Here is a 20,597-nt window from a genome sequence, read left to right as displayed (position 1 = left end):
CCATCACTCCGCAGGGGTTTCAAGGGATTTGCGCGCCTGCGCTGGCCCCGCCGTGACGATCTCGCGACGCGGGAAGGCCAGTGCGTAGATCAGCAGATAAGCCCCCAGAACAACCGCGACACCGGACCCAAAGCGCATGACGTAGAAGATCCAGAGTTGATCTTGAACGCTCATGTAATCAACGCCCTCAACCCGCTGCATATGGGTTTGAATCGTGCCCGCAAAGGTCAGCGTGAAGGTCATGAAGGCCATCCCCGCCGACATCAGCCAGAACGCGCCCATGTTGAGCACTTGGTTATAGGGGTCACGGTTGCGCACGATCGGCATCGCATAAGAGAACATCGCCAAGTTGAGGCAGACATAGGCCCCGTAGAAGGCCAAGTGGCCATGCGCGGCGGTGATTTGCGTGCCATGGGTATAGTAGTTGATCCCGCTCAGCGTGTGCAGGAACCCCCAGACACCCGCGCCGAAGAAGGCAATCACCGCACAGCCGAGGCTCCACAACAAGGCTGCCTTGTTGGGGTGATCGCGGCGCCCTTTCCAGATCATCACGAAGGCAAACGCCATCGTCGTGAAAAGAGGTGCCACTTCGAGCGTTGAGAAGATATTGCCGATCCACTGCCAGTAGCCCGGCATGCCGATCCAGTAATAGTGGTGTCCGGTGCCGAGGATCCCCGAAAAGAGCGCCAGCGCGGCAATGACATAAAGCCATTTCTCCACGACCTCACGGTCGACGCCTGTGAGCTTGAGCATCAGGAAGGCGAGGATCGATGCCATCACCAGCTCCCACGTCGCCTCGACCCAGAGGTGCACGATGAACCACCAGTATTGCTTATCAAGCGCCAGATTGGCCGGGTTGTAAAAGGCAAAGAGGAACAGCAGCACCAAGAGCCACAGGCCAAGCAGCAGGATATTGGTGATCGCCGTCTTGCGCCCTTTCAACACCGTCATCGAGATATTGTAGAGGAAGATCACCCCCGCAACCGCAATCCCCATCTTGACCCACATCGGCTGTTCGATGAACTCGCGTCCGCTATAGCCAAACATCAGGCTGCCCTTGAACAGGCTGAACAGGTAGGTGACGACCACGCCTGCCGTGCCTAGCACCAGAATTCCCAGTTGCAGATAGGCTAGGAAGGGCGAGTGAATTTCGCGCTCGGCCTCCTCGGGAATGAGGTAGTAGGCCCCTCCGAAGAAGCCCAGAAGCAACCAGACGACAAGCGAATTGGTATGCAGCATCCGTCCGATGTTGAACGGCAGGACCTCGGAGAGGAAATTCGGGCTGACATAGATCCAGCCGATGATGAGGCCCATCGTCACCTGCACGGCGAACAGGGCCAGAGCGACCGCAAAGTACATAAGCGCGATCTTCTGTGTCGAATATTTCATGGTTTCATCCCCTCAGCCCGCGTCGTTGGGCGGCCAATCCTGCGTGCGGATCGTGTTGGTCCACATCAGGAAATCCGCAAGCTCGCGGTATTCTTCATCAGTCAGGTTGAAATTGGGCATCTGTCGGCGGCCTTCGATGCCGGTGGGCATGGCGTCCATCCAGGACTTGAGAGTTTCGTAGCCCGCCTCGTGATCGCCACGATCCACACCCCAGCGGTCCATCACATTCCCCAGCTCAGGCGCGAAATAGGCACCTTCCCCCAAGATCGTGTGGCAATTTACGCAAGAGTGTTTTTCCCAGATATGCTTGCCCGCTGCGACGCTGCCGGTCAGCGTTGCCACATCGGTCGACTTGGTGACGATATATCTGTGCGAATGCACCGACAGGCCTACAAATATGAGGATAAAGAACACGGAACCGCCATAAAAAATATTGCGGGCCATGCTCTTGGTCATGACTTCACGCATAGCGTTCTTCCTTCCCTCGAGATTGCTGTCTGCAAAGGGACGATTACCCGGCAGCGCGATTCGCCCCCTTAACCAAAGTCAATTGTTCGTAAATTCGCCGCCTCAGCCTAGGTATTCAAGCCGGGCGTCGGGAAAGGCAGTCAGCGCTTCGGTGATCTGCGTACGCGTCATCAAGCAAAACGCGGTCGACAGGCCATCCGCCAGCGCCGCCGACGGGGCCGAGACCGACACCGTCTGCCAAAGCGCACCGCGCCCGTCGATATGCTGGATATGCGCCGCATGCGCGGGGCCGACGCGAGTGCCCCCCGGCGAAGACGTCGCCAGCGCCCGGTTGCTCAGAGGGTGCGTGGCCAGCAGCGTGCCATCCGCCCCCGCGATCCCGACGCGCCACGGGGTCTGGTCTCCACCCTGCCCCAGCGCCACGATTTCGCCTGCATCAATGAGGACATTTCCCAGCCCCTCGCGTCGCATCAGCGCCGCGACTTGGTCAGCCGCAAAGCCCTGCGCGATACCGTTGAACGTGAGCGCCGCGCCGGGGGCAAGGCGAATACGGTCGTCCCCGATCTGCACTCGGTGCCAGCCGGCAAGATGGCGCGCCGGGTCGGGGTCTCGTCCCTCGGCCAAAGCCTGCCAGATCACCTGCACGGAAGGATCGAACACCCCACCAGTGGCCGCGTTCAGATCCCCCGTCAAACCCATCAGCGCGCGCATCGCGGCGCTGGGGTTCACAAGGACACCCGTCTCGTTGAGCCGCACCAACTCGGAGTGCCGGAACAGCGAGAACCGCGCCTCGACCTGCTCTAGAACGTGCCCGACCCGCTGCCAGAGCCGCGCGCCTGCCCCCGCAGGCACCCCCTCGACACGCAGACTCACATCCGCCCCAAGCGCGCGGCCTTGCCATTGGGCGACCTCGCTTGCGCTTGTGCCTGACGCAAGCGAAACTGCTGCAGCCGACGCAGAAATGGTTAGAAAACGACGGCGCGAAAGGGTCATGCAGTGGCCCCCTTGTCAGTGGCTTTCTTCTCGCCCCAAAACACAGGCCAGAGCGTGACGACAAAGAACGTGAACAGCACGATCCAAAGCGCACCCGCCAGCAGCACGCCGGGATAGTAGAATGAAGGGAACGTCGATCCGGCAAACCGCGCCAGCGTAGCAAGGGGCACCAGCGCATAGGCAAGGACCAGTTCGCCCGGCGCTACCAACTCTCGCCCCGAATGACCGATCGCGGCGCGTGACATTACCGAAAGGGTCATGCCGCCAACCCCGCCGATGCCCAGAATATGCAGCGCGGCCACCTCAGAGCCAACCCCCAGCATCGAAAGCCCAAGCGCGACGAATCCCAGCGCAACAGCCGCGTAAGACAGATGCAACGTCCACAGGATCGGCTGGCGCACCGTCCAAAGCCCGCGCCAGAACATCAGACGCCCCAACGCCGCGCCCCCTGCGACAAGCGCCAGCGCGCCGGTCACAGCTTCGGGCAGACCCGCCAGCATCGACAGCGTCGCGGCGATCCCTCCACCGATTGCGGGAATGGCAAGCGCAGTCACATCGCGCGGCAGGCTGTCTTCGCGCCCCTCGCGGCGCATAGCGTTGCGGGTAAAAGCCGGGGTCACGCGACCGCCAAGGATAAGAATCAGGGACGAAAGCGCGAACAACCCTACGCGCAGTCCGGCATAGGCTGTGTCCTCGCTGATGCCCATCCATTCCAGATGCACCATCAAGTTCCCCGCCCAGATCAGCGCGATCATCGCCAGCAAGATCATCTGCTGCGGCTTCGGGCGGGCCAGCAGCATCGCCAGAATGCGCCCCGCCACCACCGGCAGGAAGGCCAGATCAACCACAGCCACCAGCACGGGCGACAGGCCGCCCGACCACCAGATCGCCATGCGCCCGGCCAGCCAGAGCGCCGTCATAGCAAGAAAGAAAACGCTGCCTGCGCCTTTCGCCTTGGTCCAGTTCGGCGCGGCGGTCATCAAGAACCCGGCGATCGCGACTGAACCGTAGCCAAAGATCATTTCATGTGCGTGCCACAGGTGCGGCGCCATCGCGAACGGCTCGTCCCCGACCATCCCGCCCGCTGCATGAATGGCCAGCCAGCCCTCCCAGACGATCATCGCAAAGATGGCGAAAAGGCCCGCCAACAGAAAAAACACCCGGTATCCGGCAGAGAAGAGAAGCTTGAACGAAGTCATGATGTTTCCTCGCGAAGAAACTGCGTGCAGCGCACGCGCAACGGGATTGCCTGACTATAGGCGCGCCACCGCGGCCTTCGCCTTAACGAAAGTCAATGCGGACCGGTTGGCGTGACCTCGGATCAAGTCGGATAAAATCGCTGCGCCGAAAAAGGCGGCGCAGACAAATTGCACAATGACGATATGAGAGTAGACCATGACAGCGCCTTTGTAGTTTTCTGATAGTTTAAGTCAGGATTTGAGGGGGCGTCTTGACCAAAGTCAATCGCGCGACGTTTGCGCGGGGGTGGTGGGCGTTTGCGTGCGCACCCGGCGTTTCAGAACGGGGCATTGCGCATCGTCGTTCATGATCACCTGACAGCGCAGGCACAGCACACATTCATTGGGGTTGATGCGCCCCACGCGATCAATCGCACCGACAGTGCATTTGGTTTCGCAAAGCCGACACTCGCGGCCACATTGCGGGCGACGGTGCAGCCAGTCGAAGATCTTGAACTTGGACGGGATCGCCAGCGCCGCGCCCAGCGGGCAGAGATAGCGACAATAGAACCGCTCGATGAACAGCCCCGCGACGAGCAACGCCACGACGAACAGGACAAAGGGCCAAGCGCGCATCATCCGCATTGACATCGCGGTCTTGAACGGTTCGATCTCGGCCACCACCAGCGCGTCATGCATCGAATAGAACGACAGCGCGACGATCCCCACGAAAGCGGTGTATTTCAGAATCCAGAGCCGCTCGTGCAGCGCTTGGGGCACCTCAATCTGCTTGATATGCAGCTTTACCGCCACCGCGTTAAGCAGCTCCTGCAACGCGCCGAACGGGCAGAGCCAACCGCAATAGACACCGCGCCCCCAGAACAGCAGCCCCAGCGCCACAAAGCCCCAGAGCATGAAGATTACCGGCTCGATCAGGAAGGTCTCCCAGCGAAAGCCGTTAAGCAGCGAATGCAGGAAGGCCACCACCTGCACGATGCTGAGCTGCCCGCCCAGCCCCCAGCCCAAGACGACAAGCGTGACCGCGAGAAAGCTCAGCCGCAAACCGCGCCAGAGCTTCGGGCGGTGGGTGACCCATTCCTGCGCAAGAAACAGCAGCATCAGCGCAACCAGCATTGCTCCGGTGATGGCGATGGACAGCCGATCCTCTTGCCACGCGCGCCGCCAAAGCGGCTCGGGTTCGGCGGGGGGCGCGGTGCGATAGGCCTCGGGCAAGCTGTAGTCGGTCTTGACGACGGTTGCGATCTCGTCGCCGTTTTCGCCTGATCGGGTGGCGCGCACCTCGATTGTGAACGGCAAAAGAGGGTCGATTTCGGCAGGTAGTTGAAAGAGGCTGATTTCCTTTACTTCTGGCGCGCCCTCGATGCGCAGGCGCTTGACCATGTGATAGCTCTCGGCGGATGGCTGCAACCGGGTGTCGCCCTGAACCAGCGTCAGCCGATCAAACACGCCCGAGCGCCGCCAACGGGTGCCGCGATGGGAATAAAGCCCCGACGAGATCACCAAAAGCGCGGTTTCTTCCGGGGCCAGCCCGCCGATGGCGGCGGTGTATTCCTGCTGCCCCAAAAGATTCTGCCCCACCGTGGGCGGATCGGCCAGACCGGCCCAGAGATGCAGAAAATCGCCATCGCCCGGTTTGATCGCCACCTTGGCCTTGGCAAAAACCTTTGACGCATCCTCCATGCTGAGCCGCCCCTCGGCCAGCCCGCCGGTCTCGATCAGGTCGCTCCAGACTGCGGGATGCCACGTCAACCGATCAACCCCGCCGCCGATGTCGATCAGGCCGCGCCCGGCAGACAGCGTGCGCGCGGTGCGCAGGATGCCGTCACGGATCACGCCGGTCGAGACGGTCGCGCGGCTGATCACATCGGGAAGATCGGCTTCGACCTCCTTGAACGGCTTGCGCAGGTCATGCCCGGCGAAGCCTGACACATAGTGCGCGATATCCTCTTCGGAAATGCCCAGCGTCAGCACCGGCTCGTTATGGCGCACCAGCTTGGCCCCGGTGATCACCGCCTCGGGGCTGATTGCAATCAGCACCTCAAGCGGACGACCGGAATAGCCCACAGACGCCGCAATTTCCCAAGTCGAGCCAATATAGCCCGCAAGTCCGCGCGCATCATACACCGTCCAACCCGGCACACCCTCTTCGACGCGCTCAATGGTGATCGGCGGGGAAATACCGAGAAGCGATTGCGCCAGCGCCCGGTCCGGCGCTGTCGCGGGAACCGAGGCGTTTGGCCCGACGACCTGCGCGGTCGCGGCCGTGGCCATAACCAGAGAGACGAAGAGAAAGATGAGGAAACGTTTGGTTCTGAACATGGCCGCTATCGCAGTTCCGATCCGTTAAGCATTTCCGATCCCGCGTGACTCGTCCTTGAGAAAAGTCAAGGTTTTGTGATTGCTCGTGTGCCTAATTTGAATTGCCTTACCCACGCAACGGAGAGTTAGCCATGAGAATCACAACGACCACAGCCAGACGCCTACTCCTGAGCAGCGCCGCCGTGGCCTTAATGCTCGCCGGAGGTACGGTGTGGGCACAAGACGACAAACCTATTCCCGATGATCCAAAGGTCGTGCATGGGGACAAGCCTGCGGATAGCTACATTCCGTCGATGACCACGCTCGCCGAAATCCAGGTTGAGATCCCCGGTCGCAAAGAAGGCGACCCGGTCATGACCCAAGAGGAATTCCAGCAGGGCACGCAGATTTATTTCCAACGCTGCGCCGGGTGCCATGGCGTTCTGCGCAAGGGCGCGACAGGCAAGCCACTGACGCCAGACGTCACCCGCGAACTTGGCTATGACCATCTGAACGCCTTCATCACCTACGGTTCACCCGCCGGGATGCCCAACTGGGGCACCTCGGGCGATTTGACCGAGGCGCAGGTCGATCTGATGGCGCGCTACGTGCTGCTCGAGCCGCCCACGCCGCCCGAATTCGGCATGCCCGAAATGATGAAATCCTGGAAGGTTCTTGTGGCGCCCGAAGATCGCCCGACCAAGAAGATGAACGATATCGACATCTCCAACCTGATGTCGGTCACGCTGCGCGACTCGGGTGAAATCGCGCTGATTGACGGCGACACCTACGACATTCGCGAAGTGATCAAGACCGGCTATGCGGTGCATATCAGCCGGATCTCGGCCTCGGGCCGGTATCTTTACGTGATCGGGCGTGACGCTAGGGTCAACATGATCGATCTGTGGATGGAACACCCGGCCACCATTGCCGAGATTAAGATCGGCATCGAAGCCCGTTCGGTCGAGACGTCAAAAATGAAAGGCTGGGAGGACAAATACGCGATCGCTGGGGCATACTGGCCGCCGCAATACGTGATCATGGATGGCGACACGCTTGAGCCGAAGAAAATCGTCTCCACCCGTGGCAACATCTATGACGAGCAGACCTACCACCCCGAACCGCGCGTGGCCGCGATCTTGGCCAGCCACTATCGGCCGGAGTTCATCATCAACGTCAAGGAAACCGGCAAGATCCTTCTGGTCGATTACACCGACCTGAAAAACCTGAAAACCACCGAGATCGAAGCCGAACGCTTCCTTCACGATGGCGGTCTCGACCGCACCCATCGCTACTTCATCACCGCGGCCAACGCGCGCGGTAAGCTGGTGGTGATCGACACCAAAGAGGGCAAGCTGGTCGCCATCACCGAAACCGGTGGCGAAACGCCCCACCCGGGCCGTGGTGCGAACTTCGTGCACCCCGACTACGGTCCTGTCTGGGCCACGTCGCACCTTGGCGACGACTCGGTGGCGCTGATCGGCACCGATCCTGAAGGTCACCCCGAGCAGGCCTGGAAGATCGCCGACAGCTTCTATGCGCTTGGCGGTGGGTCGCTGTTCATCAAGACGCACCCGAATTCGGACAACCTCTATGTCGATGCAACGCTTAACCCGGATGCCGAGACGTCTGCTTCGGTTGCCGTGTTCAAGATCAGCGACATGAAAGAAGGCGTCGAGCCGGAATTTACCACCCTGCCGATTGGCGAGTGGGCCGGGATCGCCGATGGTCAACCGCGTGTGGTTCAGCCCGAGTTCAACAAGCAGGGCACCGAGGTTTGGTTCAGCGTCTGGAACGCCAAGGACAAGACCTCGGCCATCGTCGTGGTGGATGACAAGACGCTGGAGCTGAAGAAGGTGATCAAGGACCCGCGCCTGATCACGCCGACCGGCAAGTTCAACGTCTATAACACTCAAGAAGACGTCTACTGATCGTCTTCTCGCGGAAGGGGGCTTCTCCCTTCCGCACCCTTCTTCAAAGCCAATCGAAAGCCAATCGAAAGATAGAGCCATGAAAGACCTGACACGCGGCAAAGTCTTCCTCATCGGCGCCGGCCCCGGCGACCCCGACCTTCTGACGGTCAAGGCGCTCAAGGCCATGCAGGCCGCCGATGTGGTGGTCTATGACCGTCTCGTCTCGCCCGAGATCATGGCACTGGTGCCCGATCGCGTCGAACGGATCGACGTTGGCAAAATGCCCAAGCGGCACAAGGTGCCGCAGGAACAGATCAACGACATCCTCGTCAAACTGGCGCTTCAGGGCCAGCAGGTCGTGCGTCTCAAGGGCGGTGATCCCCTGATTTTCGGGCGCGGCAGCGAAGAGGCCGAGGAATTGCGCCGTGCTGGCGTGGCCTATGAATACGTGCCCGGCATCACCTCAGCTCAGGGCGCCGCGGCCTCGACCGGCGTCCCGCTCACCCATCGCGGGCTGGCCAGCGGTGTGCGCTATGTCACCGGGCATCGTGCGAAAGATGCGACCCTCGATCTCGACTGGTCGAGCCTCGCCTGCGAAGACACCACGCTGGTTATCTATATGGGCGCGATGAATATCGGCGATATCTCCGGCGAGCTGATGCGCAACGGCCTGCCTGCCGCGCTGCCGGTGATGGCCATCGCCTCGGTCACTACGCCGCGCGAAAAGCGGCTGCTCTCGACGCTTGAAACCATCGCGGATGACGTCGAAGGGGCCGCGCTGGCCGCGCCGGTGCTGTTCGTCGTGGGCCATGTCGTCTCGCTTTACGAAGCTGCGGCCCTGCCCGCCGAGGTTGCGGCCTATGCCTGACGCCCGCGCCATCGCCGCCCTTCTGCTGGCACTGGGGCTTGCCGCCGCTGCCCCGGTCGGGGCCGAGGTCGACGGTCGCATTCCTGCCCCCCGCGCCGCCGAGCTGGAGCACATGGTGATTCAAGATTGCGGCTCGTGCCACGGGCTGACCATGAAGGGCGGGCTCGGCTCGCCGCTTACGCATGATGCCCTCGACGGAGCCGATCCGGGCGCTTTGGCCTCGATCATCCTTAATGGTGTGCCGGGAACGGCGATGCCGCCTTGGCGCCCACTTCTGAGCAAGGATGAGGCGCGCTGGATCGCAGACTACCTTTTGCAAGGAGAGACAGAGAAATGAAACGCATTCTCGCCGCGACCGCCCTCGCCCTTTTGCCCTTTGCCGCGATTGGGATGGATGCCGATCAGTCCCGCGCCACGGGTGGCTTGGGGCTAGTGGTCGAACGCGCCACCGGCTCGGTTCTGGTGATCGACCGCTCAGAACATGACGCCATTGGCCGGATCGAGGGGCTGGGCGATCTGTCCCACGCCTCAATGTCCTATTCGCCCGATGAACGGTTTGCCTATATCTTCGGGCGCGACGGCGGGCTTTCAAAGGTCGATATGCTGACGCAAAAGGTAGTCGCGCGCACGATTCAGGCGGGCAATTCCATTGGCGGTGCGATTTCAGATGATGGCAAGCTGGTGGCGGTCTCGAACTACACGCCCGGCGGCGTGAAGGTGTTTGATGCCAAGACGCTCGATTTGGTCGCTGACGTCCCCGCCGATGGCAAGACCATCGGTCTCGCCGATCTGCCCGGGCGGCGGTTCGTCTGGACGGTCTGGGACACAGGCCATGCGTTCATGGGCGATTTCTCGGGCGAGACGCCGGTGATCACCGATTTGGGCGAGGTCGGCAAAAACCCGTTCGATGCGGTGGTGACGGATGATGCGCATACTTACCTGATCGGGCTGTTTGGTGAAAAAGGCGTCAGCGCGATTGACCTGTGGTCAGACACCCCCAAGCCCGTCAAGTTTCTGAAAGATTACGGTAAGATCGAAGACGACATGCCGGTCTACAAGATGCCCCACCTTCAGGGCTGGGCCTTTACCGAAGGGCAGTTCGTCCTGCCCGCCGTGGGCCGTCACGAGCTGTTGTGGGTAAACCGTGAAACGCTGGCGGAAGTGGGGCGCACACAGGTCCATGGCCAACCCGTGTTCGTGATCGCGCAACCCGCCTCGCCCTATGTCTGGGTCAACTTCGCGACCCCCTTGAACGGCGTGGTTCAGGTGGTGGACAGCCGCACGCATGAGGTGGTCAAAACGCTGAACCCGGGAAAGGCCATCCTGCACATGGAATTCGCCCCGCGCGGCGCCGAAGTCTGGATCAGTTCGCGCGATGACAATAAGATCATCGTTTATGACACCCGCAGCTTCGAGAAGAAGGCCGAGATCGCGGCCCAGTCGCCCTCGGGCATCTTCTTCACCGCGCGTGCGCATCAACCGGGGCTGTGAACGCGATGCTGGACGCTTTCGCCCCCCTCGACCGCCGCTTGCTGGACGATTTCCAGCGCAGTCTGCCCGCCTGCCCGCGCCCGTTTGCGTGGATGGCCGAGCAGTTGGGCAGCACCGAAGTCGAGGTGATCGCGCATCTAACTGCCCTGCGCGACGAGGGGGTCATTACGCGCGTCGGGGCGACAGTGCGACCCAATACCGCCGGGGCCTCGACGCTGGCCGCGCTGGCCGTGCCCGAGGCGCGGCTGGAGGAGGTCGCGGCACAGGTCGGCGCGCATGACGAGGTGAACCATTCCTACCTGCGCGAGAACGCATGGAACCTTTGGTTCGTTGTCACCGCCAGCGATAGCGCGCACCTTGATCAAACGCTTGACGCCATCCGCCGTGACACCGGGCTGACCCTGCTCGACCTGCGGCTTCTGCGGCCGTTCAACATCGACCTTGGCTTCTCGCTTTTGGGCACGGGCGCGCAGCCGCTGACCCGCAAACAGATCGACCTTGATGCGTTGTGCGAAGACGACCGCCCCCTGCTGCATCTCATGTCACGGGGCCTGCCGCTTTGCCCGCGCCCGTTCAAGGCGGTGGCCGAGGAACTGGGCCGTCCCGAAACCGCAGTGATCGCGCGCACCGACGCGCTGATCAAGGCCGGGATCGTCTCGCGCTTTGGCGTGATCGTTCGCCATCGCCGGATCGGCTGGAACGCCAATGCCATGGTCGTCTGGGACGTGCCCGAAAACGGGATTGAGGCCGCTGGCACCGCACTGGCCAGTCTCTCTGGCGTCACGCTTTGCTACCAGCGCCAAACCGTGCCCGACCTGTGGCGCTATGGCCTGTTTTCGATGATCCACGCCCGATCCCGCGATGAGGCGTATGAGGTGCTCGCACGCGCCAAGGCCCTGCCCGAGTTGGCGGGTATCGAGCATCAGGTGCTTTTCTCGACGCGCTGCTTCAAACAGACCGGCGCGGCCCTGACCAACACCCGCAACAGGGAGGCCTGACATGCGACGCACCCCCCTGCCCCCTGACGCGCTTGATGACATCGACAGGGCGCTGATCAACCGACTGCAGGATGGCATCGAGCTGACCTCGCACCCATTCGCCGCGATCGCTGCCGATCTGGGCTTAAGCGAATCTGAGGTCGTCGAGCGGGTCGCGCTGATGCGCGAACTGGGCGCGATCACGCGGTTCGGTCCGTTCCTTGATGCCAAAGCGATGGGGGGCGAGTTCTGTCTTTGTGCGATGGAGGTGCCCGAGGCGCGTTTCGAAGAGGTCATGACTTTGGTCAATGCTCACCCGGAAGTGGCGCATAATTATGAACGTATCCACCGACTGAACATGTGGTTCGTTCTGGCCTGCGACCGGCCTGACGATATCGACAAGACGGCGGACCGGATCGAGGCGGAAACGGGTCTGACCGTGCTGCGCTTTCCAAAACTGAAGGAGTTTTACATAGGGTTCCGGGTAAACGCATGATCGACGCAACAGACAGACGCATCCTTTCGGCAACGCAGGGCGGCCTGCCGCTTGTCCCTGCGCCCTATGCCGAGGTGGCTGGCTGGCTGGGCCTGCAAGAGGGTGAGGTGATCGCGCGCTTTGAGCGGATGATGAAAGAGGGCATCGTGCGCCGCATTGCCATCGCCCCCAATCACTATGCGCTGGGTATGATCGCCAACGGAATGAGCGTCTGGGACGTGGATGATGCCCATGCCGAGACCTTGGGGGAAAAGGTTGGCGCGCTTGATTTCGTCAGCCATAGCTACCTGCGCCCCCGCGCCAAGGGCTGGCCCTATAACCTGTTTGCGATGATCCACGGACCCAACCGCGACGCAGTCGAAGCGCATCGGGGCGAGATCGCCGACATCCTCGGCGATGCCTGCCACGAGCGCGATATTCTCTATTCCACCCGCATCCTGAAAAAGACCGGCATGCGCCTTAAAAAGGAGGGCTGAACGATGTTTCGCCTCACCCAATACATGCAGCAACTGGTGAACCCAACCCCGGTGCGGGTGCGCCGTGGCAACGGCATCGGCGGCGTAAAGCCGGTGGTGATCTGGAACCTGACGCGGCGCTGCAACCTCAAGTGTCGGCATTGCTATACCGTTTCGGCGGATGTGGATTTCCCCTTCGAGCTGAGCCATGAACAAGCGATGGGCGTGCTGGACGATCTTTCGGGCGTTGGCATCCCCGCGCTGATCCTGTCGGGTGGCGAGCCGCTCTCGCGGTTTGATTTCTTCGATATCGCGGAACGCGCGCGGGCGCTGAAGTTCCGCTACCTTGCGCTGTCCACCAATGGCACCAAACTTGTTGGCGATACGGCGGCGCGGGTGGCCGATATCGGGTTCGATTACGTTGGCATTTCACTCGACGGGATCGGCAAGCAGAACGACTGGTTCCGCGGCAAGGACGGCGCGTTTGACGAGGCTTTGGCAGGGGTGCGCGATTGTAAGGCGCGCGGCATCAAGGTGGGGCTGCGGTTCACCATCACTGACAGCAACGCGCATATGCTCGAAGATATGCTGGACCTGTGCGACAGCGAGGGGGTGGACAAGTTCTATCTTTCGCATCTCGTCTATGCCGGGCGGGGCGACAAGAACAGGGGCGAGGACACCCAGCACGCGCGCACCCGCCGCGCCATGGATACTTTGATCGAACGCGCATGGGTCGCCGTCGCCGAGGACGAGCCGCTGGAAATCGTGACCGGCAACAATGATGCCGATGCGGTCTACTTCCTGCAATGGGCGCGCAAGCATTTTAACGCAGAGCGCGTGGCCCATGTCGAGGATCACCTGCGCGCTTGGGGTGGGAACTCCAGCGGTCTGGGCGTGGCCAATATCGCGCCCACCGGCGCCGTGCATCCCGATACCTATTGGTCGGATTACACCGTCGGCAACGTCAAGCAGACGCCGTTTACACAGCTCTGGAACGGCGATGACGCGATGCTGGCCACGCTGCGCCAGCGTCCGCGCCCGCTTAAGGGCAGGTGCGGTGCCTGCGCCTTCAAGGACGTCTGCGGCGGCAATACCCGTATCCGCGCGCTGCAAATCACCGGCGACCCTTGGGCCGAGGATCCGGCCTGCTACCTTTCCAATGCCGAAATCGGGCTTGATCAGGACTCCCTGAGCGACGCCGAACGGCTGACCGTTACACCATTCCGAGGCAAACGAAATGATCCGGAACACCGCTTTTTCTGAACGCCTGCGCCAAGGGGCGCGCGTGCTGGCGGTGGCGGGGCTGTCCCTTCCTGCCGCCGCCGGTCACCTGAGCGCCGAGGAGCAGGGCCAGACGATTTACAACGATCTCTGCGCCTCATGTCATGCCGAAAGCCGCCTTGGCGGCATTGGTCCGGCGCTGATTCCGGAATCGCTGGCGCGGCTGCGTGGTGCCTCGCTGGAAGACGTCGTTTCGCATGGCCGCGCGGCGACGCAGATGCCCGCCTTCGCGGATCAGTTAACGCCCGATCAGATCACCGCCGTTGCCGCCTATATCGAGACGCCGCTCGACCATATCCCCGACTGGACGGCCAAGGATATTCTCGCCGCGCGCGAAATGAACCCCGATTACGTAGCCGCCGACAAACCCGTCTTTGATGCTGATCCGATGAACATCACGCTAGTGGTCGAAACCGGCGATCATCACATCAGCGTTCTGGATGGCGACACGTTCGTGGTGCTTGATCGCTTCCCCACGCCCTTCGCCGTGCATGGCGGTCCGAAGTTTTCACCCGACGGGCGCTATGTCTTCGTGATGTCGCGCGATGGCTGGGTGCAGAAATACGATATCTGGTCGCTGCAAGAGGTGGGCCGCACCCGCGCGGGCATCAATTCGCGCAACATCGCGATGAGCGCGGATGGCAAATGGCTGGCGGTGGCGAATTACCTGCCCCACACGCTGAGCATCTTGTCGACCGAGGATCTGAAACCCGCGCAGGTGCGCCGCATCGTCGCCCGTGATGGGCGCGAAAGCCGCGTCTCTGCGGTTTATCAGGCACCGCAGCGTCAAAGCTTTATCCTTGCGCTCAAGGACGCGCCCGAGATCTGGGAGATCGGCACAACCGAAGATGCAGGCCCGTTTCATGACGGCTTCGTTCACAGCCACGAGGTGGCGATGAAGGAATCGCTTGGCTCCGAACAGGGTCTGTTCGCGCGGCGCCGGATCGAGGTGGCAGAGCCGCTGGACGATTTCTTCTTCACCCCCGATTACCGAATCCTGATCGGGGCCAGCCGCTCGGGCGACAAGGGGGTTGTCGTCAATCTCGACGTGGGCCGTGAAATCGCGCAATTGCCGCTGCCCGGAATGCCACATCTTGGGTCTGGCATCTCGTGGGAAAGTCAGGGCCGACAAGTGATGGCCACGCCGCATCTGCGCGAAGGGCGTCTAAGCGTGATCGACACCGCCGATTGGTCGCTGGTCAAGACGATCGAGACGCTTGGCCCCGGGTTTTTCCTGCGCAGTCATGAAAATACGCCCTATGTCTGGGCCGATGTGTTTTTCGGCCCCAACAAGGACAAGATGCATATCATCGACAAGGACACGCTGGAGATTGTCAAAACGCTCAACCCCGCGCCGGGCAAGACCGTGGCGCATATCGAGTTCACCCGCGATGGCAAATATGCCTTGGTTTCGATCTGGGAAGACGACGGCGCGGTGATCGTCTACGATGCCAAAACGCTCGAAGAACTGCGCCGCCTGCCGATGCGCAAACCCTCGGGGAAATACAATGTTTGGAACAAGATCACATTCTCCGATGGCACCAGTCACTGACCCCTCCCTGCTCATTGTCGCGCATGGCAGCCCGTCCGAACCTGAGCCACAGGAAGAGGCGTTGCGCGCGTTGGGCCGCGCCGTGGCCGAACACCTGCCGGGCTGGCGCGTCGAGGGCACGACGCTGGCGGCCGAGGGTTGTTTCGAGGCTGCCGCCGCGCGGCTGGGGCAGCCCGTGGTCTATCCGTTCTTCATGTCCGAGGGCTGGTTCACGGGTCGTTTCCTTGCCGGGAAAACATCAGAGCTGGGCCTTAAACAGCTCGCCCCCTTTGGCGTTGATCCCGCCTTGCCAGCTTGCGCGGCTGCACGGCTCACCGCCACGCTGCAATCGCAGGGCTGGGCCAGCCGCGACACCGCCCTTCTGCTTGCCGCCCATGGCAGCGCGCGCTCAAAAACCAGCGCCGATGCGCCGCGCGCCTTTGCCGAAAAACTGGCGCAGGCAATTGCGTTTCGCAGCGTGACGACCGGGTTCGTCGAGCAGGAACCTTTCTTAACCGACGCCGCCCGCGATCTGGGTCAGGCGCTGTGCCTCGCTTTCTTCGCCCTGCGCTCGGGCCATGTCGAAGGCGACCTGCCCGAAGCGTTCCGCGCGGCGGGCTTTAGTGGCCCGGTCCTGCCCCCCTTCATCGAATGGAACGAGGTGCCAGAGTTGATCGCGCAAGGCACCCTGCGCCAGATCGGACAGCCAAAGGAGGCGACCATATGAAGCTGCGCAAACCTCTGCCCTCGTGGAAACTTCTCCTTGCGCTTTACCCGTTCGTCGCGGCCGCCGTTGCGATCAACCTTTTCATGCTGTTCTTGATGCTTCAGGCGGTTGGCGTGGCGGCAATCACCCCGTTGAATGCGGTTCTGGCGGCGATCCCGCTGGGCCTGCCCGCGACATGGGCGGCGGCGCGCTGGGTGCAGCACCTGATCGCCGAGGCCGAGCGTACCCCGTCCTAAAATGCCTGATCGGCATATCTGCACTTTAGCACATTCCGTCGACAATTGCCCGGCAGCTGCATCGGAAGGATGCTGCCCTACAGAATTGAACCTCAGCCATCATGACGCCACTCAAGTTCGAGCCACGGCGTTGCATTAAGCCAGCGCTTTTATTGGCCCACAGACGGCGATACCTCTCGTTTTTGGGCATACCGCGCGGCCCGATCTTGGACCGTTATCGAAATCCCAGATTGCAATCCGTCAAACCTCAAAGTAGCATACTAGTCGCCCAATGTGCCGGAGGATCGCATGAACCATCAGCCAAGAAATCTAACGCTGGAAACCGGCTTTGTTGGCCATGGCCTCGGATATGCAGTCAAAGGGGGCTGGTGGCGTCGTATTTGGCATCGAAGACCGCTCGGGTGGTCCTGCCTCAGATCCCGTTCCCCAAGGCAACGCTGCCGCTCTCTCTTGTACGGACGCCAGTGACACCACGTTCAGCGTCATGATGAAGAGACAGGCAAAACGCGGAACGACACCGGCAAGCACTTGAACACAAAATGCATCTTGGAGGGCTACAATGGAGATAACCAACTATTTTCCCGGCAATGAGATGGAGCTTCTCGACCTCGGCGACGGGATCAAGAGGAAGGTCACAGCCTATAGCGACAATCTCATGTGCGTCGAAGTCCATTTTGAGAAAGGCGCTGTCGGGGCACTGCACAGCCATCCGCACGAGCAGATCACCTACATCCTATCGGGGCGTTTTGAGTTCAATATCGGCGGTGCGAAAAAGATCCTTTCGGCGGGCGATTCCACCTACAAGCAGCCCAATATCGAACACGGTGCCGTATGCCTCGAGTCCGGCGTTTTGCTGGATATCTTCACCCCGTGTCGCGCCGATTTTCTTTGAGATCACGCAGTTCGCGCATGATTTCAAAGAAGAGGGCCCAAACCAGCCGCCCACTACCCAACCCGCTTGACGAAAAGGAAACAGCATGAAACTTCAGGGAAAAACCGCGATCGTAACAGGTGGTGGCCGCGATATCGGAAGCGCTTGCGCCATGCATTTGGCGGCCCAAGGCGCCAATGTCGCAATCAACTACTTCTCCAGCAGCGCTGGCGCAGATCGCACCGTTGAGGAGATACGTGCAGCGGGCGGCAAGGCTTTTGCATTGCAGGGCGATTTGAACGCGCAAACCGACGTCGAAACGCTGGTCGCAAAGACTGTAGAAGAATTCGGCGGCGTCGATATTCTGGTTAACAATTCCGGCGGCCTGATTGCACGCAAGACCATCGCAGAAATGTCGTTAGAGCATTGGCAGGCCGTGATGAATCTTAATCTGACAAGCACGTTTTTGATGGTAAAGGCCTGTTTGCCGCATATGAAATCAGGCGCGATCATCAATCTGGCCAGCCAGGCAGGGCGTGACGGTGGCGGGCCGGGTGCGGTCGCCTACGCGACATCCAAGGGCGCCGTCATGACGATGACGCGCGGTCTCGCCAAAGAGCTGGGCCCTAAAATCCGCGTCAACGCACTGTGCCCGGGCATGATCGACACAGATTTCCACAACGTCCACACCAAGGATGAGGTTCGTCGCAACGTTGAGGCCGCAGCGCCGCTCAAACGTCAGGGCACGCCCGACGATATCGCTAATTTGGTGGTCTTCCTTGCGTCTGAGGACTCCGCTTTCATCACCGGCGTCAATCTCGACATCAATGGTGGGATGCTCTTTAGCTGATACCAAGAACGGGGCGTGAATATGGCTGATAAAATCATATACAAGCTCGGCACTGATGCGCCCCGGCAGGGGCTGCGCGCGCATCTCCCGTTGATAGCGGTGCCGTGCCTGCCGCCCCTCCGCGCCTTGAGCGGTCGCAATCCCGCGCGCCGCTTTAATTTCCACTCTCAACCCGGATAACAAGATGCGCTTTCTTGCGATTGGCGAATGCATGGCCGAACTCGCCCCGACGGGCGAAGCAAATGAATATTCCTTGGGGTTTGCCGGGGATACCTTCAATACGGCGTGGTATTTGACCCGTTTACGACCTGAGAACGCCGTTTCTTTCTTCACGGCCGTGGGCAGCGACACGATTTCGCAGCAAATGCGCGATGCCTTCAAGGAAAGCGGAATCGACGACAGCCACGTTCAGACCGTTCCTGATCGCACGGTTGGGTTATATCTGATCTCGCTCAACAACGGCGAACGAAGCTTTTCCTATTGGCGGGGGCAGTCGGCAGCTCGACACCTAGCGGACGACCCGCAGGCACTAGCCGATGCGATGACCGCAGCGGACTTGATCTATTTCTCGGGAATCACGCTGGCTGTTTTAAGCCCGGCGTCACGCGAAACGCTATTAAATGCCCTGCGCAAGGCCCGTGCCTCTGGCAAGACGATTGCGTTTGATCCCAATCTGCGCCCCCGTCTGTGGTCTGACCCCTCCGAGATGACCAAGGCCGTCATGCAAGGCGCCGCCGTCAGTGACATCGCCCTGCCTTCTTTTGAGGACGAAGCAGACTGGTTTGACGATGCCAATCCCACGGCGACCGCAGACCGCTACGCCGCAGCCGGTGCAACGACGATCGTCGTCAAGAACGGGGGCGCACCGGTCTGCTATCGTCAGGGCGATACGCGCGGAAACGTTGTGGTGCCAGCCCTGTCCTGCGTGGTCGATACAACCGCGGCAGGGGACAGTTTCAACGCCGCAATCCTCGCGGGCATTGAAGGAAACATGCCCCTGCCAGAGAGCATCGCGCGGGCGTGCCGATTGGCAGGGCAAGTCGTGCAGGGCAAAGGCGCGCTTGTGCCCGTCGATCCCTGATAGCATGAGCCGAGAACCCAAAGGGGGAAACCGTAAATGCGCACTCCGTCACCCGCACCCAGCATCTTTGAAATTTGGCGCAATCGGCAGAAAGGCTGATCGGCTATGAGACAAACTTGGCGGTGGTTTGGTCCTGATGATAGCGTGACGCTGTCCGAAATCCGGCAGGCTGGGGCCGAAGGAATCGTGACAGCACTTTATCACCTGCCACCGGGCGAGGTCTGGCCGCGCGCCGAAATCCGCGCGCGCCGCGAGATCATCGAAGCGGCGGGGCTGACTTGGGATGTCGTCGAAAGCCTGCCCGTCAGCGAGGCGATCCGCACCGGCGCGCCCGAGGCGGTTCAGCATTGCGCCAATTGGATTGCCTCGCTGGAGAATCTCGCACAGGAAGGCATCTCGGTTGTTTGCTACAACTTTATGCCGGTGCTCGACTGGACGCGCACCGATCTGGCCGCACCGATGCCGTCGGGGGCGACTGCGCTGCGCTTTGATTTGATCGATTTCGCGGGCTTCGATCTTGTTGTTTTAGCGCGCGAAGATGGTGAAGCAGATTATCCGCCAGAGGTGATTGAGCAGGCCCGCGCCCGGATCGCGCGCTTCAGCGAAGCCGATAAAGACCAGCTTACCCGCAACATTCTGGCCGGTCTGCCCGGCACGCTGGAACACTGGACGCTCGACACCCTGCGCGCGCGTCTCGCCGCGTATTCCAAAATCGATTCCGAGCAACTTCGTGGCCATCTGCGCGCCTTCCTTGAGGCCGTTGTGCCCAGTGCCGAACGGCTTGATATGCGGCTGTGCTGTCATCCCGACGATCCGCCTTGGCCGCTTCTAGGGCTACCCCGGATCATGTCATGCGAGGCCGATTACGACTGGTTGGTGAAGGCTGTGCCCTCGCGCGCCAACGGCATAACCTTTTGCACCGGCAGTCTTGGCGCGCGCCCTGACAACGATCTCCCCAAGATGCTGAAGCGTCTTGGCCAGCACATCCATTTCTACCATTTCCGCAACGTGCAACGCGAGGACGGCCCCGTTCCCGGCTCGTTCCACGAAGCCGATCATTTCGGCGGCTCGACCGACATGGTCGCGGTGATGCGAGCGGCACTTGCCGAACAGACCCGCCGTCGCGCCGAGGGGCGCGCCGACTGGAAGATCCCGATGCGCCCCGATCACGGCCAGAACATTCTCGATGATCACACACGCAAGAGTGCCCCCGGTTACCCCGCAATCGGGCGGTTGAAAGGGCTGGCGGAGTTGCGCGGCGCAATGTTGGCGCTGGCGAGTACAGGGCCGTCATGATCGTTTTGTCGCTATCGCGAAGCTCTCGGCAGGTCTCTCACTGAATCGCCCCGAGTTTGTCGGAGACCATCAACTTAAGTAAGGATGATGGTTATGACGAAAAGCAAAATGGCAAATCGCTACTCGCCCGAGGTCCGCGCACGAGCGGTCAGGATGGTGTTTGAGCATCAAGGCTCA

At 61.3% G+C, this 20,597-nt stretch carries 20 protein-coding genes; 15 read left to right on the top strand and 5 right to left on the bottom strand.

What is annotated here, in order from left to right; translation table 11 throughout:
* Positions 1 to 3 precede the first annotated feature (3 nt).
* From ACN0SD_RS08680 to ACN0SD_RS08660, 5 genes are all read right to left on the bottom strand, one after another.
* Positions 4 to 1,389 carry a cbb3-type cytochrome c oxidase subunit I gene (locus tag ACN0SD_RS08680; RefSeq protein ID WP_417807843.1) on the bottom strand — a complete coding sequence of 462 codons (1,386 nt, stop codon included), beginning with the start codon at positions 1,387 to 1,389 and terminating at the stop codon, positions 4 to 6.
* Between the two features lie 12 nt (positions 1,390 to 1,401).
* Positions 1,402 to 1,857 (bottom strand): c-type cytochrome, encoded by a 456-nt coding sequence (locus tag ACN0SD_RS08675; protein WP_417807842.1) that lies wholly within the window; start codon positions 1,855 to 1,857, stop codon positions 1,402 to 1,404.
* A gap of 102 nt (positions 1,858 to 1,959) precedes the next feature.
* A complete protein-coding gene (locus tag ACN0SD_RS08670) occupies positions 1,960 to 2,850 on the bottom strand; it encodes an FAD:protein FMN transferase (RefSeq protein WP_417807841.1) in 891 nt (296 codons plus the stop codon).
* Positions 2,847 to 4,049 (bottom strand): NnrS family protein, encoded by a 1,203-nt coding sequence (locus tag ACN0SD_RS08665; RefSeq protein WP_417807840.1) that lies wholly within the window; start codon positions 4,047 to 4,049, stop codon positions 2,847 to 2,849. The genes ACN0SD_RS08670 and ACN0SD_RS08665 overlap by 4 nt, the downstream gene beginning before the upstream one ends.
* A 261-nt stretch (positions 4,050 to 4,310) precedes the next feature.
* A complete protein-coding gene (locus ACN0SD_RS08660) occupies positions 4,311 to 6,368 on the bottom strand; it encodes a 4Fe-4S binding protein (RefSeq protein WP_417807839.1) in 2,058 nt (685 codons plus the stop codon).
* Positions 6,369 to 6,499: 131 nt separating this feature from the next.
* Here ACN0SD_RS08660 and ACN0SD_RS08655 point away from each other — a divergent pair, with 131 nt between their 5' ends.
* From ACN0SD_RS08655 to uxuA, 15 genes are all read left to right on the top strand, one after another.
* Complete coding sequence (locus ACN0SD_RS08655; RefSeq protein ID WP_417807838.1) at positions 6,500 to 8,278, top strand: cytochrome D1 domain-containing protein; 1,779 nt, start codon at positions 6,500 to 6,502, stop codon at positions 8,276 to 8,278.
* Between the two features lie 79 nt (positions 8,279 to 8,357).
* Positions 8,358 to 9,128 (top strand): uroporphyrinogen-III C-methyltransferase, encoded by a 771-nt coding sequence (cobA, locus tag ACN0SD_RS08650; RefSeq protein ID WP_417807837.1) that lies wholly within the window; start codon positions 8,358 to 8,360, stop codon positions 9,126 to 9,128.
* Entirely contained in the window at positions 9,121 to 9,465 is a 345-nt protein-coding gene (locus tag ACN0SD_RS08645) for a c-type cytochrome (protein WP_417807836.1), read from the top strand. The genes cobA and ACN0SD_RS08645 overlap by 8 nt, the downstream gene beginning before the upstream one ends.
* Positions 9,462 to 10,619 carry a cytochrome D1 domain-containing protein gene (locus ACN0SD_RS08640; protein ID WP_417807835.1) on the top strand — a complete coding sequence of 386 codons (1,158 nt, stop codon included), beginning with the start codon at positions 9,462 to 9,464 and terminating at the stop codon, positions 10,617 to 10,619. The genes ACN0SD_RS08645 and ACN0SD_RS08640 overlap by 4 nt, the downstream gene beginning before the upstream one ends.
* Before the next feature lie 5 nt (positions 10,620 to 10,624).
* Positions 10,625 to 11,617 (top strand): Lrp/AsnC family transcriptional regulator, encoded by a 993-nt coding sequence (locus ACN0SD_RS08635; protein WP_417807834.1) that lies wholly within the window; start codon positions 10,625 to 10,627, stop codon positions 11,615 to 11,617.
* A 1-nt stretch (position 11,618) separates the two neighbouring features.
* Positions 11,619 to 12,092, top strand: coding sequence for an Lrp/AsnC family transcriptional regulator (locus ACN0SD_RS08630; protein ID WP_417807833.1), 474 nt, complete (start codon positions 11,619 to 11,621; stop codon positions 12,090 to 12,092).
* Entirely contained in the window at positions 12,089 to 12,568 is a 480-nt protein-coding gene (locus ACN0SD_RS08625) for an AsnC family transcriptional regulator (RefSeq protein ID WP_417807832.1), read from the top strand. The genes ACN0SD_RS08630 and ACN0SD_RS08625 overlap by 4 nt, the downstream gene beginning before the upstream one ends.
* 3 nt (positions 12,569 to 12,571) lie before the next feature.
* The gene (gene nirJ / locus ACN0SD_RS08620) at positions 12,572 to 13,810 is read left to right on the top strand and encodes a heme d1 biosynthesis radical SAM protein NirJ (protein ID WP_417807831.1); all 1,239 of its coding nucleotides are present in this window, start codon (positions 12,572 to 12,574) and stop codon (positions 13,808 to 13,810) included.
* Positions 13,785 to 15,380, top strand: coding sequence for a cytochrome D1 domain-containing protein (locus ACN0SD_RS08615; RefSeq protein WP_417807830.1), 1,596 nt, complete (start codon positions 13,785 to 13,787; stop codon positions 15,378 to 15,380). The genes nirJ and ACN0SD_RS08615 overlap by 26 nt, the downstream gene beginning before the upstream one ends.
* Positions 15,364 to 16,086, top strand: a complete 723-nt coding sequence (locus tag ACN0SD_RS08610; RefSeq protein WP_417807829.1) for a cobalamin biosynthesis protein CbiX — start codon at positions 15,364 to 15,366, stop codon at positions 16,084 to 16,086. Before ACN0SD_RS08615 ends, ACN0SD_RS08610 begins: the two co-directional genes overlap by 17 nt.
* Positions 16,083 to 16,322 (top strand): hypothetical protein, encoded by a 240-nt coding sequence (locus ACN0SD_RS08605; protein ID WP_417807828.1) that lies wholly within the window; start codon positions 16,083 to 16,085, stop codon positions 16,320 to 16,322. Before ACN0SD_RS08610 ends, ACN0SD_RS08605 begins: the two co-directional genes overlap by 4 nt.
* Before the next feature lie 559 nt (positions 16,323 to 16,881).
* Entirely contained in the window at positions 16,882 to 17,214 is a 333-nt protein-coding gene (locus ACN0SD_RS08600; protein WP_417807827.1) for a cupin domain-containing protein, read from the top strand.
* Positions 17,215 to 17,299: 85 nt separating this feature from the next.
* Complete coding sequence (locus ACN0SD_RS08595) at positions 17,300 to 18,043, top strand: SDR family NAD(P)-dependent oxidoreductase (protein WP_417807826.1); 744 nt, start codon at positions 17,300 to 17,302, stop codon at positions 18,041 to 18,043.
* 184 nt (positions 18,044 to 18,227) lie between these two features.
* Positions 18,228 to 19,124 (top strand): sugar kinase, encoded by an 897-nt coding sequence (locus ACN0SD_RS08590; RefSeq protein WP_417807825.1) that lies wholly within the window; start codon positions 18,228 to 18,230, stop codon positions 19,122 to 19,124.
* A 105-nt stretch (positions 19,125 to 19,229) separates the two neighbouring features.
* Positions 19,230 to 20,420: a mannonate dehydratase gene (gene uxuA / locus ACN0SD_RS08585; RefSeq protein ID WP_417807824.1), complete on the top strand. Its 1,191-nt coding sequence runs from the start codon at positions 19,230 to 19,232 to the stop codon at positions 20,418 to 20,420.
* The last annotated feature ends 177 nt before the right edge of the window (positions 20,421 to 20,597 follow it).

The organism is Thioclava sp. (genome assembly GCF_048263065.1).
Lineage (GTDB): Bacteria > Pseudomonadota > Alphaproteobacteria > Rhodobacterales > Rhodobacteraceae > Thioclava.
Note: the sequence above shows the minus strand (reverse complement) of the source record. Positions and strands in the feature narration are given on the sequence as shown.

What these genes read in the sequence shown, in the direction of transcription:
- ACN0SD_RS08670 (WP_417807841.1), bottom strand. Translation starts at nt 2,850, where the DNA reads ATGACCCTTTCGCGCCGTCGTTTTCTAACCATTTCTGCGTCGGCTGCA.
- ACN0SD_RS08590 (WP_417807825.1), top strand. Translation starts at nt 18,228, where the DNA reads ATGCGCTTTCTTGCGATTGGCGAATGCATGGCCGAACTCGCCCCGACG.
- ACN0SD_RS08625 (WP_417807832.1), top strand. Translation starts at nt 12,089, where the DNA reads ATGATCGACGCAACAGACAGACGCATCCTTTCGGCAACGCAGGGCGGC.
- ACN0SD_RS08600 (WP_417807827.1), top strand. Translation starts at nt 16,882, where the DNA reads ATGGAGATAACCAACTATTTTCCCGGCAATGAGATGGAGCTTCTCGAC.
- ACN0SD_RS08605 (WP_417807828.1), top strand. Translation starts at nt 16,083, where the DNA reads ATGAAGCTGCGCAAACCTCTGCCCTCGTGGAAACTTCTCCTTGCGCTT.
- ACN0SD_RS08680 (WP_417807843.1), bottom strand. Translation starts at nt 1,389, where the DNA reads ATGAAATATTCGACACAGAAGATCGCGCTTATGTACTTTGCGGTCGCT.
- ACN0SD_RS08640 (WP_417807835.1), top strand. Translation starts at nt 9,462, where the DNA reads ATGAAACGCATTCTCGCCGCGACCGCCCTCGCCCTTTTGCCCTTTGCC.
- ACN0SD_RS08615 (WP_417807830.1), top strand. Translation starts at nt 13,785, where the DNA reads ATGATCCGGAACACCGCTTTTTCTGAACGCCTGCGCCAAGGGGCGCGC.
- uxuA (WP_417807824.1), top strand. Translation starts at nt 19,230, where the DNA reads ATGAGACAAACTTGGCGGTGGTTTGGTCCTGATGATAGCGTGACGCTG.
- ACN0SD_RS08660 (WP_417807839.1), bottom strand. Translation starts at nt 6,368, where the DNA reads ATGTTCAGAACCAAACGTTTCCTCATCTTTCTCTTCGTCTCTCTGGTT.
- nirJ (WP_417807831.1), top strand. Translation starts at nt 12,572, where the DNA reads ATGTTTCGCCTCACCCAATACATGCAGCAACTGGTGAACCCAACCCCG.
- ACN0SD_RS08645 (WP_417807836.1), top strand. Translation starts at nt 9,121, where the DNA reads ATGCCTGACGCCCGCGCCATCGCCGCCCTTCTGCTGGCACTGGGGCTT.
- ACN0SD_RS08595 (WP_417807826.1), top strand. Translation starts at nt 17,300, where the DNA reads ATGAAACTTCAGGGAAAAACCGCGATCGTAACAGGTGGTGGCCGCGAT.
- ACN0SD_RS08630 (WP_417807833.1), top strand. Translation starts at nt 11,619, where the DNA reads ATGCGACGCACCCCCCTGCCCCCTGACGCGCTTGATGACATCGACAGG.
- ACN0SD_RS08610 (WP_417807829.1), top strand. Translation starts at nt 15,364, where the DNA reads ATGGCACCAGTCACTGACCCCTCCCTGCTCATTGTCGCGCATGGCAGC.
- ACN0SD_RS08635 (WP_417807834.1), top strand. Translation starts at nt 10,625, where the DNA reads ATGCTGGACGCTTTCGCCCCCCTCGACCGCCGCTTGCTGGACGATTTC.
- cobA (WP_417807837.1), top strand. Translation starts at nt 8,358, where the DNA reads ATGAAAGACCTGACACGCGGCAAAGTCTTCCTCATCGGCGCCGGCCCC.
- ACN0SD_RS08665 (WP_417807840.1), bottom strand. Translation starts at nt 4,049, where the DNA reads ATGACTTCGTTCAAGCTTCTCTTCTCTGCCGGATACCGGGTGTTTTTT.
- ACN0SD_RS08675 (WP_417807842.1), bottom strand. Translation starts at nt 1,857, where the DNA reads ATGCGTGAAGTCATGACCAAGAGCATGGCCCGCAATATTTTTTATGGC.
- ACN0SD_RS08655 (WP_417807838.1), top strand. Translation starts at nt 6,500, where the DNA reads ATGAGAATCACAACGACCACAGCCAGACGCCTACTCCTGAGCAGCGCC.